The 16,381-nt window shown below is 36.7% G+C and carries 9 protein-coding genes; 3 read left to right on the forward strand and 6 right to left on the reverse strand.

Annotated elements, in window-relative coordinates:
• Positions 1 to 7: 7 nt before the first annotated feature.
• Positions 8 to 1,312, forward strand: coding sequence for an ABC1 kinase family protein (locus EYS08_RS17940; RefSeq protein ID WP_131031396.1), 1,305 nt, complete (start codon positions 8 to 10; stop codon positions 1,310 to 1,312).
• Between the two features lie 227 nt (positions 1,313 to 1,539).
• On the opposite strand, the gene EYS08_RS17945 is transcribed toward EYS08_RS17940, so the two are convergent.
• Complete coding sequence (locus tag EYS08_RS17945; protein ID WP_165456497.1) at positions 1,540 to 1,896, reverse strand: response regulator; 357 nt, start codon at positions 1,894 to 1,896, stop codon at positions 1,540 to 1,542.
• Between the two features lie 270 nt (positions 1,897 to 2,166).
• Here EYS08_RS17945 and EYS08_RS17950 point away from each other — a divergent pair, with 270 nt between their 5' ends.
• The gene (locus EYS08_RS17950; protein ID WP_131031398.1) at positions 2,167 to 2,769 is read left to right on the forward strand and encodes a GIN domain-containing protein; all 603 of its coding nucleotides are present in this window, start codon (positions 2,167 to 2,169) and stop codon (positions 2,767 to 2,769) included.
• Positions 2,770 to 3,087: 318 nt separating this feature from the next.
• On the opposite strand, the gene EYS08_RS17955 is transcribed toward EYS08_RS17950, so the two are convergent.
• From EYS08_RS17955 to EYS08_RS17975, 5 genes are all read right to left on the reverse strand, one after another.
• The gene (locus EYS08_RS17955) at positions 3,088 to 5,514 is read right to left on the reverse strand and encodes a GAF domain-containing protein (RefSeq protein WP_131031399.1); all 2,427 of its coding nucleotides are present in this window, start codon (positions 5,512 to 5,514) and stop codon (positions 3,088 to 3,090) included.
• Positions 5,515 to 5,655: 141 nt separating this feature from the next.
• On the reverse strand, positions 5,656 to 9,258 hold the full coding sequence (locus EYS08_RS17960; RefSeq protein WP_131031400.1) for a BamA/TamA family outer membrane protein: 3,603 nt from the start codon (positions 9,256 to 9,258) through the stop codon (positions 5,656 to 5,658).
• Between the two features lie 286 nt (positions 9,259 to 9,544).
• Positions 9,545 to 10,450, reverse strand: coding sequence for an SdiA-regulated domain-containing protein (locus EYS08_RS17965; protein ID WP_131031401.1), 906 nt, complete (start codon positions 10,448 to 10,450; stop codon positions 9,545 to 9,547).
• A gap of 126 nt (positions 10,451 to 10,576) precedes the next feature.
• Positions 10,577 to 12,616 carry a polyphosphate kinase 1 gene (gene ppk1 / locus EYS08_RS17970; RefSeq protein ID WP_165456498.1) on the reverse strand — a complete coding sequence of 680 codons (2,040 nt, stop codon included), beginning with the start codon at positions 12,614 to 12,616 and terminating at the stop codon, positions 10,577 to 10,579.
• Positions 12,616 to 13,830, reverse strand: a complete 1,215-nt coding sequence (locus EYS08_RS17975; RefSeq protein ID WP_131031402.1) for a Pycsar system effector family protein — start codon at positions 13,828 to 13,830, stop codon at positions 12,616 to 12,618. Before EYS08_RS17975 ends, ppk1 begins: the two co-directional genes overlap by 1 nt.
• Positions 13,831 to 14,170: 340 nt before the next feature.
• On the opposite strand from EYS08_RS17975, the gene EYS08_RS17980 reads away from it, so the two are divergent.
• Positions 14,171 to 16,357: an alpha-galactosidase gene (locus EYS08_RS17980; protein WP_131031403.1), complete on the forward strand. Its 2,187-nt coding sequence runs from the start codon at positions 14,171 to 14,173 to the stop codon at positions 16,355 to 16,357.
• Positions 16,358 to 16,381: the final 24 nt, after the last annotated feature.

A 16,381-nucleotide genomic window follows, 5' to 3' on the forward strand; every position in this document is an offset into this window, starting at 1 on the left:
ATACCATATGAAGACACAAAAAAGTATTCCAACAACCAAGGTAGAGCGTTCGGCAAAGTTTGTCAAAACAGGTATTCAGATCGGAGGCAATTATATTAAACATTATTCTAAAAAACTGTTTAACCCCGAAATGGACCGAGAACAGCTTAACGAGGACAATGCAACCGACATATATAAATCGCTGAGCGAATTAAAGGGAAGCGCCTTAAAAATAGCACAGATGTTGAGTATGGATAAAAATATCCTACCGAAATCTTACGTCGATAAATTTACCCAATCGCAATACAATGCCCCGCCCCTTTCGGGCCCATTAATTGTGCGAACTTTCACCAAGAATTTCGGTAAAACACCTGAAAACATTTTCGATAGTTTTAACCTTAGCTCCAGCAATGCAGCTTCTATTGGACAGGTACATCAAGCAATGCTTAATGGTAAAAAACTCGCCATTAAAATTCAATACCCTGGTGTTGGAGACAGCATTTCTTCTGATCTGAAACTGGTAAAACCTTTCGCTTTCCGTTTATTGGGCATGTCTGAAAGGGAATTGAATATCTATATTAAAGAAGTTGAAGAACGTTTGCTCGAAGAAACAGATTACGAACTGGAAGTTAAACGTTCTATTGAGTTTTCAGAAGCCTGTAAAAACCTCGATCATGTTGTATTTCCAAAATACTATCCAGAATTATCAGGAAAGCGGATCATTACCATGGACTGGATTGATGGTTTACATTTAAAAGAATTTTTACAAACGAATCCTTCTCAGGATTTACGTAATAAAATCGGACAGGCGCTGTGGGATTTCTATAATTTTCAACAGCATGAACTAAGGGCTGTGCATGCGGATCCACATCCTGGAAATTTTATGATTACGCCTGATGAAAACCTTGGAGTAATTGATTTTGGCTGTATTAAAGAGATGCCTGATGATTTCTATTACCCGTTTTTCTCCTTAATTTCTACTGATGTAATTCATGATAAAAATAAAACAATAGATGCATTTAGAAAACTGGATATGATCCATGCCGACGATTCTCCTGAGCAGATTGAGTTTTACTATAAATCGTATAAGGAGATGATCAGCCTGTTTGCCAAACCCTATACCAGTAAATCTTTCGATTTTAGTAAACCTGATTTTTTCGAGCAACTATATATCTATGGCGAAAAAATTTCTAAAATGCCAGAATTTAAACAGGCCCGTGGCGTAAAACATTTTATTTATGTTAACCGGACTAATTTTGGGTTGTATACGATATTACATGAATTAAAAGCAACGGTTAAAACGGATACGTTCAAGCCTAATGTAACTGCCTAGAGAAATTCATTTCGATAAATCGTCATTCACAACCTAATTCGGAATCTTAATACAATAAGCTTTAAGATTAGCTTCGCTGAGCACTTCGTGGTTCCCGCCTGCGCGGGAATGACGACTGCCCTAATAGAATCTATCATTGATAGCGTAGTGAGAAATCTATTGGCTAAAATCATAAATAATGTAACTTATAGATTTCACTCCCGAAAGGTCGTCATTTCAATAAAAATCTAGCTGTTTTTCTTCACTACTTCAACCAGATGATCGATATCAAACGGTTTTTCGATATAGTCATCTGCTTTGCATTCTTCTGCCTGTTGAGGTAAGTTATTTGATGTTGAAGTTAACACAGCCGATACATCTTCTGTTTCTGGGGCAGATTTAAGTTCTTTAATCACCTGTGATCCTCTCTTTTTTCCCTTAATGTGATCATCCACAATCACCACATCGGGTTCAATTTGGTCTATTTTATCTATAGGCTCGGTTGTTAATGATGCCGTAACATCAAATCCCTCCTCTTCCAATACGTGGTCCATTATATCAAGGATATCTTTATTATCCTGAACAAGTACAACCTTTTTCTTCATAAATAAATAGACTAAAATTCTCATTAAAGATAAAGAAAAAGAATAGATCAATAAAAGATCTTAAAATATTTTACAAATGCTTGGTAAAAGTTTCAAGTTTTCGTCTTGAATTAATGCCTGTTCGTCGAGTATTAACTATCGATTGTATAAAAACGCAACATTGCCTGCAACGTTTTTCATTTCACGGCGTCTTATCATCAAAACTACAACAAAAAGACTTAAACATTTAAATAACAATTAATTAACATTTAATTATTAAATAAAAATATTATGAAAACCTCAATCAAAACCTTAATCGCCACTTCATTAACAGCAATCGTTTTATCATCAGCTGTATTTACCACAAGCGTTTCTGCAACAGAAAAAGAGCCAGATGCAATTTTAAAAATATCGGCTTTTAAAAGGATTTCTGTAAAAGGAAATGTAGAAGTAACCATTATCCAGCGGAGTAACCCAGGCATTTCTTATACTGATGATAACACAGGAACAGCTAAAGTGATGCAGGATGGTGATAATTTAAAAATCACTTCTATCAGTACCGACAAAGCAAAACTAACTGTTTATGTAAACGATTTTTACAGAATAGAAGCATCAGAAAATGCAATTGTTAAAACTGAAGGAAAACTAAGAACTAAATATCTTCAGATCTTTTTAAAAGGAAATGCACATGCCGAAATCAATACCAGCTCAGAAGGTTTATATACTGTAATTGCCGATAATGCAGATTTAAAATTAAGCGGTTCAACTGATCAACATACTTTGGTTATGGGTAAATCACAAAAATTAACCATTGATAGATTTGCAGCTTTGAAAACGAACATCAGTTCTGTAGAAACTGTTGCCGTTGAAAAAGAAATTGCCGCAATCAAATAATAAAAACACACAAATGAAATAAGGCTTTCTGATCAGATCAGAAAGCCTTTTGTTTTTAAATGTGATTATATTCCAAACTTCTTCAGTTCAAATCCATTCTTCTGATTTAGAAAGGGCAGCAAAGAATCTTTAAATTAAAAAGGAGGCTATATCATAAATATAGATTGTCATCCTGAGCCTGTCGAAGGACTTGTTCAAATGCTCCACAAAGCGTTTCGACAAGCTCTCCGTAGGAGTCCTTTGGACAACGTGACAAGTTCGAGTGGAATCAAAATTTATGATACAGCCTTTAACTTGTAGCATCACTGACCTGTAGTTTTAGTGCTGTAGCACTTTCGCGATTTCCTTCTCGATGGATTTGATCTCCTTAGGTTTAAGTTTTTTAGCTGCATCTGTTTTACCTGCTACTTTACTTTCCAGATATTTTACGCCTACCCTTAAAGCTTTTAAGCCGGAAACCCCCTGAAGTTCATCTAATTCAAGTTGCTCTAAATCGTCGTTTAAATAGCCTTGAACCTGCATATATTTAATGTACTCCATATATTCTTTGGCTTCTTCAGGATTGAAATAAACCATTGCAATTTTATGGGGCTGCGTTAAACGCTCGGTTGTACCTTTAACCAATACTTTATCAATACGTTTTTTAACTACTTCGTAACGGATGTTGTAAGCACCTTCTACATCAAAACGGCGTTCATCGTTCCTAAAGCTAATATCAATTGCATTTGAGTGGATAAAGATCAGCTGTGTGGTTTCTAATGCACGAGGCATTTCACCAATTAATCCTTTCGATAAACGTGCGATATCGACCATTGAAGTTAACTGCCAAAGACGAATATTTTTAAGATACAACAAATCAAATGGGCGATCTGGTGCAATTTCCTGTCCGATGTAAATATCATACTCCACTCCATCAGTTCTGAATTTGGCAAAATAACAAGGGTATGAAGCCTGTAAATTAGCCTGCGATTTCTCCAGGTACTGACTCACTTCGGTATTGATCAGCTGCATCGAAATTTCCAACTGCCTGCGATTTGCAAATGCAGCACCGGTTTCTGGAACAATAACTTCGAAATAACGATCTACAAACTCAGCTGTTACCGGGTAGTTTCCTTTTATAATCGATAAGAAAGGATAAACCTCTATTTCTAAAAACTCGTTCAGTTTATTTTCTTCGTTTGATGAAGCAAAATCGCCGATGCGTTTAATCCAGTCTTTACAATTGAACAATAGTTTATCGGTAAGTTCCAAAGACACATGCTTACGGATGGCTTTTAAAGTATCAATTAAACTGTTTAATTGTACTTCCATGTCATCTTTTAAAGCTTTATTCCGCTCTATGGTAGAATTACGGATATCAATTGCGCCAAACAGCGGATACATATGTTTAAAGGTGATTGTTTCGATTTCCTTTAATTTATGGTAACTGTTATTTTGCTGAAGAAAATGCCAAACAGCTTCGTTAAACTTCCATTGTACCGATGGTTGTAAAGCGGTAAACTTATCCATCAATACTTCGTCCATTTTAGCATCAAATTCTTCGATACTGTATTGGAAAAGCTGACCGATTAAGGGCATTGCCGGACGTAACCTCGATAAAAGCTTATCATCAACCAATACTTCCTCGCTCGAATAAACCTCTAAAACACCAGCCAACTGCGTATTGTAATACACAGGCAATACTGAATAAGAACAAACTCCCGCAGCTTTTAAAACCCTCAAAAAAGGATCTTTATTAATCTGATCGTCGTTAATCGAGCTTACAAAAATGGCCCTTGGGTTTTCTTTATATTTATCAACCAACGAATAGAAAACTTCTTCTTCCAGATTGGATGATTTTGCCGAATTAATCAGCATACTTTGTGAAAACTCCTGATTATCGAAAACGAGCTTATTGTTAACGGTTAAAAAAGGCATTAAGCCAAATTCGAGTTTTCCGTTTCCGCTAAGCGTTTTTAAAGCGTGGATAACATGTGTATAGGCTTCGGTTTGATAATTGTGATTAACAAGTGCATCGCGGATACCATCTATAGCATGTTGCAAGGTCACATCTGTAATCGAGATGATGCTGAATCCTTCAAAGTGAAAATCTTGTAAAGGCAGGTGGTTTACCAGGTATTCCAGTTCGGTTTCGTCTTGAAAATGCTTGCCCAGTTCTTCAAAATTAAGCTCAGGCAAATCGCCCTTATGCATAATATCTACAAACTTCGTATCTGTTTGGATATTATAGTATTGTGTCAGTTTTGTTTCCTGATTAATATGAGCATAAATGATCTCATTTTTCAGTACCGAAGTAAAATTATAAAAACGACCTAAAATAATATTGTAAATAAACTTGAGCTGTTTTTTCTCAATAGACTCGTTGTCTTTAGTTACCTTATTTTTTGGATCATGATCCTTAAAAAATTTATAGAATGCATTGGTGCTAAAAAAAATCTGATCTGGAATTGGGGTGCTTAATGCCCAAAACAAATCATCTTCATTATCCATTAAAGGCGTTAGAATAGTGAAAATTAATTCTAGAGTATCTTTATATTGGGATAAATCTTCGGCACTGATGTTGCCAAGCAGCACATCGTCTTTTTCAATTTTTTGGAGTAAAAACCTGTAAAATTCAGATTTCACCGATTTTTCTGTTTTCAATCTGCCTTTTAAATATTCCACAAGTGGGCGGAAAGACAGAGATGATTCTACCTGGCAATGTATACATTCGTTTTTATGTAGTTGTATTACATTGGTATTCATTGTATAAGTTTTGCTATAGTGTAAAAATTATAGTTATCTATTTAATTACTAATTCATTGCAAAGATACATACTCCTAAAAGCAATGTTCGTCTGCTGAACGTAATAGTTGGATATTACATCTATAAATATGTTACACAAATTTAGTACCTAAAATTAAGCGATACATAGGGATACCAGCCATCAGACGAGTGCCCCATTACAAAACGCACAACTGTAAGTGATGCCGGAGCGAAGTAAACACCCCCTCCTACACCGTGGTGCCACAATGTAGAAGTTTCGTCACGTTTCCAAACCCTTCCTACATCATAAAAGCCCAATAAGCCAATTTGTCCGGGTAAAACGTAACTAACCAGATCACCAAGTTTGGCCCTAAGCTCTAAGTTGTTATAAAAAGTATGTTCGCCGGCAAACCTAAACTGGCGGTAACCTAAGAGATTTCCTTGCCCGCCCAGATATAAAGCCTGATAAAAAGCTGGTTTACCAATGGTTACCCCTCCACCAAAACGATCTGCCAAAATGAAGTTTTTCCTGCCATCGAGGTTTTTGTAAAGAGCTATACTGGCCGTAAACTGTCCGTAAGAGTTAGAATATTGGTTAGCGCCTTTGTAACCTAAAAGTTTAAAATCAACATAACTGCCCAAGGTTGGTAACAGATCATTATCGCGGGTATTATTGGTGAAATTTACAAATGCACCTGCAAACATCTTTTCGTTGCGTACCGTTATTGAATCAGATGAATGTAAGCGTGATGGATTTTCGATAAAACGACCATCATTATCTTCCTGATTATATTTATAATACTGATATGACGGACCAACGCTGAAGGTAGATTTTGGACGGCGCCACCTGATTGAAGCATCAACCTGATAAAGGTTGAAACGTGCACGGTAGTACCTAATATTGTCTCCATCATTGAAAGGTGTTTCGTTGCCCAGGCCAAAGAAATTCTGTGTGTTATTTGGCGCGAAAGCATCGGCTTTTAAAACAAAATCGCCCTTGCCTAAAGCTTTTAACCATTCGCCTTTATAGTTAAACCTAAAAGCTTTTGTGGAGAATGAATGTAAAAAAGAAATGGTCTGCGAATTGCCATAAGGCTGTTTCCTGAAACCTGGATTAGTTTGTTTATATATCAACCCTAATAAAAGGCCATCATCCTGATTGTAACCTGCATTTAATAGCCACGAATTACGGCGGTACATATCTTTTGGTATGTAACTGAAATTCGAGGTATCATTAGAAACAATTTTCCTGATTTTATTGGCATCCTCTCCATTGTAAGTTGCTTTATCGGTTCTACCATATAACTTTACAGATCCGTTGCTGTTTGCAAAATCGTAAACTTTAGTGCCCTTGCCACCGATAATCCGCAATTTAATATTCGAATTTTTATTGTTCAGGATCAAGCTGTCGTTACCGTTGTGCATGTAAACCCTGATTTCTTTGGTTACTTTGGGATCGAATTTCCGATCGAAAAGTTCGTCTTTGATATTACCCTCTTTAGAAATTTTATTGATTTTTACACGTAACCCATCGTTTTCAGCATCGGTAATCTGAATCAGTTCATTTTTATTGGTCACCTCGATATCTACAATCCTGTTAAAGAAATGATAATACTGGTTCATTAACTTTGGCAAAGTGGCTATCCTGTTGCGCATCTGTGCCAAAAAGACATCGTGATGTAATGAGTAACCTGGTTCTGGGAGTTTTTTTAGTGCTTTTTCGAAAACGGCATCGTCATAGTTTGCGCAGAAATCTTTCACAATTTTATCAAACTCCTTTTCATCAATATTGGCGGTCCAACGGCTGCTTATTTCTCTTCCTTCCCATAAAAACCAATTGATATCTTTTATACCGCGTTCATACCCCTGCATCATAGGTAATAATGACGAAGATTGTGTGTAACGCTGTAAAAGACCATCAGATCTAAAAAATACCTGATCGCGATCTCTTGGTACCGGCGAATAAAGCGAACCATCTTTAGTTTTGGTTTCTTTCCAACGCCATTGGTCTTCATGCCTGTCCCAATCACCCAATAACACATCAAATGCCCTGGCTTTTACCCAAGCTGGTCCATCTAATCTATTATCGTTATCATCGGTTAGTTTTTTATCCATTTTCGGAGAACTGTCTGATTCTCCTGTGGGTTCTCTTTCTTCAAACAAACACAGGGTATTGGCAAAAACTGATTCAAATTCCCCAAGATTATCGTCAGGAGAAACCCAGCCAATAATCGGGTTGCTATGCGGGATACCGCCAGCCTTAGCAAGTTCGGGAACTACCAGTGCTGAAAACGGATGCTGCGCAGACATGTTATCCTTTATAATATCTTTGGCAAAAGTTTCGCGCAGTGCGGCAGGCAAAAGCACTTCAGGGTATTTCTCTACACTACGCAGTACATATTCTTTACCGTTTTTATCTTCTAATCGTAAAGAACGCGATTGATTGCCACCACCTCGCTGAGTTGCTTTTAAACCACCCATCATTTGAGAAACCCGTAACACAGGAACTTTTGTTCTTGCAGCATATTCCTTACGGTAGTTTTCGCCAAAAATAGTGCGGTGAAAATGGCCAACACTATCATATTCGGGCTTAATACGTACAAAAATACTATCCGCGGTAATTGGTTTATCTCTTTTCCTTACTTTTTGAGGGATGCTTTCGAACTTTTTAATGTAACTGTAAACTCTTTTAACGCTCGTATCCGAATAAACATAATATTCGTAACGCATATCATTGTTTTTCAACTGATCGGCAATCACATAGCCCTGCTGCATTTCGTGAAACAAAGAAGTTTTGCCTTCCTTATTTGGCGATACTTTTGATCCTGAACCACTAATAATCTGCAATTGTTTTCCTTTAATTAACTGAAGGCCGTGTTCATGCCCTGCAACATAAGTTACATTAGGATAATCGCCGAATACGCCGGTTACTGATTTAATCATATCCTTATAGGCCGGATGGTTTAAATCTTCAGGACTTAACAAAGTGGAACGGAGTAAGGGATATACCGAGCCCAAAACAGGCAAAGGGATATATAGATTTTTATTTAAAGATGTTAATGGAAAAAGATGGTTTCTTAAATTAAAATAACCGCCATGTGGCCCGTAACTCTGAAATGGATGGTGGGAAGCTAGTAGAATAACCTTGTCTTTGTTCTCTTCAAGTAACTGTTCCATTTTCACTAAAATCTCATCTTTGGTACGGCATTCGCATTCGCCGTTGGGGTTCGATTTATTGTATGGAAAGACCCACCATTCGCTATCGTAAGCAATAATGGTTAATTTATCAGTTAATTTAATGGCGACAGGATCAGGACATCCGTTTTCTGGTATTAATTTCAACAATGGATCGTTCTGAGCTTTAAGAAAGTCATCTTGTGCCTTGATTTTGGCTAAACCTTTGGGGCCAGATTTATCCCAATCGTGGTTGCCGGGAACAAAATAAACTGCAGCACCCATTTTACGCATAGGCTCGAACTGTGAACGCAGGATCCTCTTCGTTTCTTCCTCTTCTACACTACCCGGCAGCCCCATTCCGGTGGGGTAAATATTATCGCCCAGATATACCACGGTTGTTTTTTTAGGAAGTATTTGTTTGGCTGCGTTTTTTAAATCCTGCATCTGCGCTGGATTCATCTCGCCTGCATCGCCAAAAAGAATTACACGATATTTTACATCATCTTGCGCAAAGGCAATGAGGTTGATTAAAAATAAGATGGTAAAAAGGGTAAATCTTTTAATCATATTCCAGCGTTTGTATAAATATAGTTATTTTAAAATTTATTTTATTCTTGCGTGTTATCCAGTTAAGAATCTCTTATCGTTAAGCGTTACATCCTTAACTCCTTAATAGTAAACTAATACTTAAGAAGTTAAGGACATTAAGTTTTTATCATAATAAGTCGTCATTTCGAACGGAGTGCAACACAGTTGAGAAATTTATTATAGATCTCTCCATTTCGCTACGCTTCAGTCGAGATGACGATTAATTTATTGAAGGACGATCGCATTAAAACACTACTACCAAAACCTATTTTTTCAATTTAAACATCAAAATGTTCCCTGCCGATAAAGCACCGCCCTCATTAGAAATATAAAGGTTCTGATCTCGATCGAATGCGATACCTTCTGGTTGGTTAAAGAAATCTCCTTTTAGCGGATAGCTTGCTTTAATTTTGAAGTTTGCATCAGTAACGACCAATAGTTTATTCACTGATGAAAGCACATACCACTCGTTGGTTGATGGATTTTTAGCTAGAGCAGAAGGACGGAACTTAATTTTGGCTTCGCCAGATAAGTCAGCTATTTCTTGATGAGACAAAGCAAAGGTTCCGCTTGCAGTAAATTTACCATCAGCATATTTAAAGGCATAAATATCCGTCTGATCACTTTTATTTTTCTTAATTTCTTTAGTTAAAACATACACCTGGCCTGTTTTTTCGTCAGCAGCTAGTCCTTCGTATTCGGCTTTGGGAACCAGATCCTTAGTTTTAACCACATCAGCAACTTCAGGTTTATTGATCTCGCTAATGGGAAAGCTATGCAGTTCGCCATTACTTTTTAACACAATTACGGTGTTATTTAAGATAGCCAGATCTTCATAATCGCCTTTACCACCAAATTTGGTGAACTTCGATTCTTTATCGGTTAAACCCAAATGAAACAAATCGCCGTCTTCGTCCTGAATTGCAAATACTTCTTTAGGATCGCCATTATGAAATACAATTCCAGAAATTTCGAAGAGATTTTGTGGCATGTTATATTTTACCGGGTTTGCTAAATCGTAAGGAAGGTTTGATTTTTCTGCTCCGCTATTGGAAACAGTTTCTGTTGAATCGTTCTTTTTATCATCGCGATTACCATTTACGCATGAAATGCCCAAAAAGGCAACTGAAATTAGCAAGCTAGAGGCGAGGAAAGTTTTATTGTATTTCATAAGGTAAAATTTAATCTTTAATAACTGTTTTTATTTATCGGCCGTCATTCCCACGCAGGCGGGAATCGTAATGCAATAGGCTTAAGATTCCCACTCAAGTTGAATGACGACCGTACTAAGCCATAATTAATCTTTTTTTAACAATTGATAAATATCGCGTTGAGACTCGACAGGAGTCCTGCTACTTTTAACAGGAATATTGTTCATGTTTTCATCTATACAAACCGCCTGTACGTTATCTTGTTTTTGGATTTCGATAATAGCTATCATTTCCTGCTTAATCTGCTCATTATAAATCGGGAAGCAAACTTCAATTCTTCTATAAATATTCCGGTTCATCCAATCGGCAGAGCCGAGGTATACATCGTTCTTACCTAAATTGTGAAAAATAAAAACACGTCCGTGCTCTAAATAACGATCAACAATGCGGGTAACCTTAATATTTTCGCTCATTCCGTGCACACCTGGAATTAAGCGACAAATACTCCGGACAATCAGTTCGATCTTTACCCCTGCCTGCGAAGCCTCGTAAAGTTTATTGATCAATACTTTTTCTTCGAGATTATTCATTTTAATGGTAATACCCGATGGCTTACCCTGTTTGGCATGTTCAATTTCGCGATCTATCAAGTTAAGAAAAACCTGCTGTAAATTAAACTGTGCTACCAATAAATGGTTAAATTTAATCAGATCTGCAGAAGTAGGTTTAACCCTTTTGGCCAGAAAGATAAAAAGCAGCTCTACCTCACGAAGCATTTCTTTATTGGCCGTCATTAAAATATGATCGGTATAAAAAGCTGCTGTACTTTCGTTAAAGTTTCCGGTAGAAAACAAACCAGAATAACGCATGCGGTTACCTATCTGGCGTTTTACCAAGGCCACTTTGGCATGAACTTTTAAAGCGGTTACACTGTAAATAATATCAACACCAACCTCCTTCATTTTCTTGGCCCATTTGATGTTATTGGCCTCATCAAAACGGGCTTTAAGCTCTACCAAAACGGTAACTTTTTTACCATTTTTTGCCGCGCTGATTAAAGCATTAACAATTTTCGAATCGCTGGCTACACGATAAAGCGTAACATAGATTTCCCTTACATCTTCATCAATAGCCGCTTCGTTAAAAAACCGCAATACACTATCGTAACTCTGGTAAGGCGTATGTACTATAATATCGTTTTTATAAATGGCTTCGGTTAAAGATCCATCAATCAAATCGGTATTACAAAGTTTTGGCCAGTTTTGATTGGATAATTTTGGCGAATTAACCGGGAAACTCATAAAATCTTTCAGGTTATGGTATTGTCCACCTTCCATCCTATTGGCCTTTTTAAGGTTGAAAAGCTTTTTGAGCAATTCGAAAACGTTGGCCGGTATGCCAGGCTGGTGAAGAAAACGTGTAGCCAAACCAGAATCGCGTTTGAGCAACTGCTTCTCTAATTGTTCGGATAAACTGCCCGAATATTCGTCTTTCAGGTCAATTTCAGCATCCCTTGTAATCTTGAAACTATAACAGCCTGTAATTTCCCCTTCGGGAAAAATACGGTCTAAATGAAAACGAACGATATCATCCAGAAAAACAATAAAGGTTTCATCACCTGATTCTACCTTATAAAAACGGGGTAACTGGTTGGAAGGGATATTTAAAATAACAACTTCAGCATCTTCTTTCTTTTTTAGCGTAATCAGAAAGTAAAGTTCATTATTTGAAGGAAAGAAGTTGGTATCAGCATTAATGTAAACAGGCTGCAAAAAGGCCATTACCTGACCCAAAAAATATCGGGTTATATTTTTCTGAATTTCTACTGGGAATGGCTGCCCATAAATTACGTTTATCTTATTCTCTTTAAGCAAGGGAATAAGGTCTGATTTAAGTACCTTACCATAACGCTGCTGCTGTTCTGAAATAAGTTGATTAGCAGTATCCAGCAAATTATCGTCAATCTGGATATCGTTATCTTCCTTATTGCTCAATTTCTCTAAAGCGAGTAACACCGGCATCCTTACACGATAAAACTCGTCGAGGTTGGAAGAGAATATCGACAAAAACTTAATACGTTCTAAAAGTGGAACTGTACTTCGCTCGGCTTCCATTAAAATACGCTCGTTAAACTTTAACCAGCTTAAATCTCTATTAAAAAAAGAGGTTTCTACTATCTGTTCCATTAAAGTTTACCGTAAGCTGCATAAGCAATTACAAATGCCAATACTGCTGCAATTAAACCAAACATGAAAATATTGTAAGCCAGGCGGATCAGTTTATACTTTCTGCCTAAAACTACGCCTTGCGAGTACACATCAGTAATTAGAGTTCCATATAAAAAATCTTTATCATTCATCACTTTAATCATACCATCGGTATAACTGGGTAAGCTCATTTTATAAAAGTTACCAAAAAACAATAAGTTTACTTTTTTCTTATCCATATCTTCCTGCGTAAACTCTCCTTTTGGGATAGATGGACGGGTTGATAAAATGGAAACCACTACACAGGTTAAACTCACTATTAACAGAATAAATGTAGGGATAATCAGGTTGCCATGGTCTTCCAATCGCCTTAACAACAAACTCACGATCAAGGAAAGCATGATCGAATTTACGGTGATCAGGATGTGCGCTTTGTTATCGGCCATATCGCTCAAACGTTGGTTATTGGCAGAAGTGATCCTAAACATCGTTTCGATCCCTTTATCTGGCCTATCGTCTTTATCTTTTTTGTTTTTGTTCTGTATCACGTTAGGTGCGAAGTTTTTAGCTTCATCCAGCTCGATACTAATTTCCTCTTGTGTTGTTAATTTACTTTTCAGTTTACTGATATTTTTTTGTTTCTGATCGCTCAGCAGTAAACTGGCATAATCGGTATGATAGTGATGAGATTCCATAAACTGGATATCTTTTTTACGCCAATCAAGCTTACTGATATCTTTTTTATAGATGAGTTCATTTTCCTTATGCATTAATTTACCTTTTGCGCGGAAATCGGGCAAACCTAAATGGAACAGATCTGCATCGCAAAGGATTTTATCAATTTCATTTTTAGGGCTCTGAGGAATTTTAGTGGCCAATATTGCGCTTTTAACATGATCACGGATTTCCTGATTGACCTGATGTTTCGCTAAAAAATCATCAGCCAGTTCTGCTCCTTTTGCTTCGTGATTTAGTGCATCTTCAAAATATCCCGTATCGTGAAAATAGGCCGCAACGGTTACGGAGAAAAAATCCTGCTCATTAAGCTGGTAATGATTGGCAATTTGCTGTGCAGCATTTACCACTTCTTGCGTATGTTCGAGGTTATGATAAACCAGGCGAGGATCATTGTGGGTATGGAAGTAATCGCCAACGTGCTTTTCTACATCTTCCTGCAATTGTTTATAGTTCATGAGTGTATTCGGGGTTGCGGTAATTTATTATGACGAAGGAAATGCATTTCTTGAAAATGTTTAAAGCTGAAAACTGTATTATTTTTATGATTATAAAATTACGCTAATTTTTTAAAAACAACGCTGATCTCCCCTTAACAATAATAATGCCTTGTTTATTTTACAATTAGATTTAGAAATGTGAGGGTTTAGCACTATAATCTCATGCAATTGCACTAATTCTTGTTAAAAAAAGATAATAATCTGGTATAAATAGCACATTCATTAGCCCCATAAAGTTCTAATTTCACTTATTAGCTTATGGTTGAAATACCACCTAAACTTTTTACCTGAATAAATAATGAGAAGAAAAAACACACTTTGTTTTTTACTGTATATGACAATAGGTTTAAACAGCTTTGCGCAGAAAACGATAGAAATTACTACAAAAAGTAATGTACTGATCTTAGAAACAGATCGTGATAACACTTTATTATCGACTTATCTTGGCAAAAAACTAGACAATGCAGGCGAATACCCAGGCATACAGGCATTAGACAAATACAAGCCTGGCTCTGATGATCTTTTAAATAAACGTGAAGCTTATATTGCCTCTGGCTCGCTCAATTTATTAGAACCGGCATTAACCGTAACCCATGCCGATGGAAACAAATCTACCGTTTTAACATTTTCGGATGTAAAAACCGAACAACTTGATCAGAACAGAAAATTAACCAGTATTATCCTTAAAGATTTAAAATACAATTTTCAGGTTATTTTAAAATACCTGGCCTATTTTAATGAAAATGTAATTGAGCAATGGGCCGAAATTGAACATAAAGAAAAAGGTACAGTAGTACTAAACAAATATGCTTCAGCAAATCTTACCCTAAGTGGAAAAAAATTCTTCCTTAAAAACCAATATAGTGGAGCTACACGCGAAATGCGATCGGAAGAACAGCAATTGCTGCATGGCATAAAAACTATCGATTCTAAATTAGGAACCAGAACAAACCTGCTTCATTCTTCTTCGTTTATGGTTTCGATAGATCAGCCTGCAACTGAGGATATGGGCGAAGTAATTGCCGGATCGTTAGCATGGACAGGAAACTTTAAGCTGGATTTTGAAACTTTTGACGAATACTATCTCCGCGTAACTGCCGGGATTAATAATTTTTCGTCAAATTATACTTTAAAGGCTGGCGAAAATTTCGTTACCCCCCGCTTTATTTATACTTATTCATCAGCAGGAAAGGGTTTAGCCAGCAGAAATTTGCATGATTGGGCCAGAAACTATCAGATATTAGATGGAAAGGGAGAAAGATCTACCATATTAAACAATTGGGAAACTACTTATTTCGATTTTAATGATGAAAAATTAAACGAATTAACCAAGGATACCAAAAAATTAGGGGTTGATGTTTTTTTATTGGATGATGGCTGGTTTGGAAATAAATACCCACGCAATGGATCTACTTCTGGCCTGGGAGATTGGCAGTATAACAAACAAAAATTAAAAAATGGTATCAGTGCTTTGGGTAAAGAAGCCACAGCAAGCGGTGTAAAATTTGGTATCTGGATAGAACCTGAAATGGTTAATCCTAAAAGCGAACTATACGAAAACCATCCCGATTGGATTATCAGACAACCTGAAAGAAAAGAATATTATATGCGTAACCAGTTGGTGCTGGATTTAACCAACCCTAAGGTTCAGGATTTTATTTACAAAACCGTAGATGATATTTTTAAGGAAGTGCCGGAAGTTGCTTTCATTAAATGGGATTGTAACTCCTTAATATACAATGCAAACTCTCCTACCTTAAAAAATCAAGATCATTTTTATCTTGAATACATCAGGGGATTAAATAGCGTTTTAGAACGGATCAGGAAGAAATATCCTAAAACACCAATGATGCTGTGTGCTGGAGGTGGTTCGAGGGTAGATTATGCTGCGTTACAACATTTCACCGAATTCTGGCCTAGCGATAATACCAATCCCTATGACCGCATCTTTATTCAATGGGAATATTCATATTATTTCCCTTCAATTGCTGTAGATAACCACATTACCGATATGGGTAAACAACCCATTAAATTTAAAACAGATGTAGCCATGATGGGAAAACTCGGTTATGATGTACGTGTAAATGAGTTAAGTAAAAATGATTTGCTTTTTAGCCAAAATGCCGTTAAGACATACAATAGCTTTAAGGATATTATCTGGCATGGCCAGCAATACCGTTTACAGGATCCGTACGGGAATAAAATAGCTTCAATTGCTTATGTAAACGAAGAAAAAGACCAGGCTATCGTTTTTAATTATTATGTGGCCACCCTTTTCACCAATGGTGTAATATTACCGATTAAACTAAAAGGATTGAATCCCGCCAAAAAGTATAAAATAGAAGAAATTAATCTGTACCCTGGCACCAAATCGCCAATTGACAGTACTAAAGTTTACTCTGGCGACTTTTTAATGAAGGTAGGCTTTAACCCGGAAGCAAATGCTTACAGAACAAGTGTGGTTTTAAAGATACAGGCGATATAGACTGTTTAAAATTTAACTTCAAGA

The sequence above is a fragment of the Pedobacter kyonggii genome, assembly GCF_004310665.1.
Taxonomy (GTDB): Bacteria; Bacteroidota; Bacteroidia; order Sphingobacteriales; family Sphingobacteriaceae; genus Pedobacter; species Pedobacter kyonggii.

Bases quoted from the DNA above. Each gene is read 5' to 3' on its own strand.
- EYS08_RS17940 (WP_131031396.1), top strand. From the start codon at position 8: ATGAAGACACAAAAAAGTATTCCAACAACCAAGGTAGAGCGTTCGGCA.
- EYS08_RS17945 (WP_165456497.1), bottom strand. From the start codon at position 1,896: ATGAAGAAAAAGGTTGTACTTGTTCAGGATAATAAAGATATCCTTGAT.
- EYS08_RS17950 (WP_131031398.1), top strand. From the start codon at position 2,167: ATGAAAACCTCAATCAAAACCTTAATCGCCACTTCATTAACAGCAATC.
- EYS08_RS17955 (WP_131031399.1), bottom strand. From the start codon at position 5,514: ATGAATACCAATGTAATACAACTACATAAAAACGAATGTATACATTGC.
- EYS08_RS17960 (WP_131031400.1), bottom strand. From the start codon at position 9,258: ATGATTAAAAGATTTACCCTTTTTACCATCTTATTTTTAATCAACCTC.
- EYS08_RS17965 (WP_131031401.1), bottom strand. From the start codon at position 10,450: ATGAAATACAATAAAACTTTCCTCGCCTCTAGCTTGCTAATTTCAGTT.
- ppk1 (WP_165456498.1), bottom strand. From the start codon at position 12,616: ATGGAACAGATAGTAGAAACCTCTTTTTTTAATAGAGATTTAAGCTGG.
- EYS08_RS17975 (WP_131031402.1), bottom strand. From the start codon at position 13,830: ATGAACTATAAACAATTGCAGGAAGATGTAGAAAAGCACGTTGGCGAT.
- EYS08_RS17980 (WP_131031403.1), top strand. From the start codon at position 14,171: ATGAGAAGAAAAAACACACTTTGTTTTTTACTGTATATGACAATAGGT.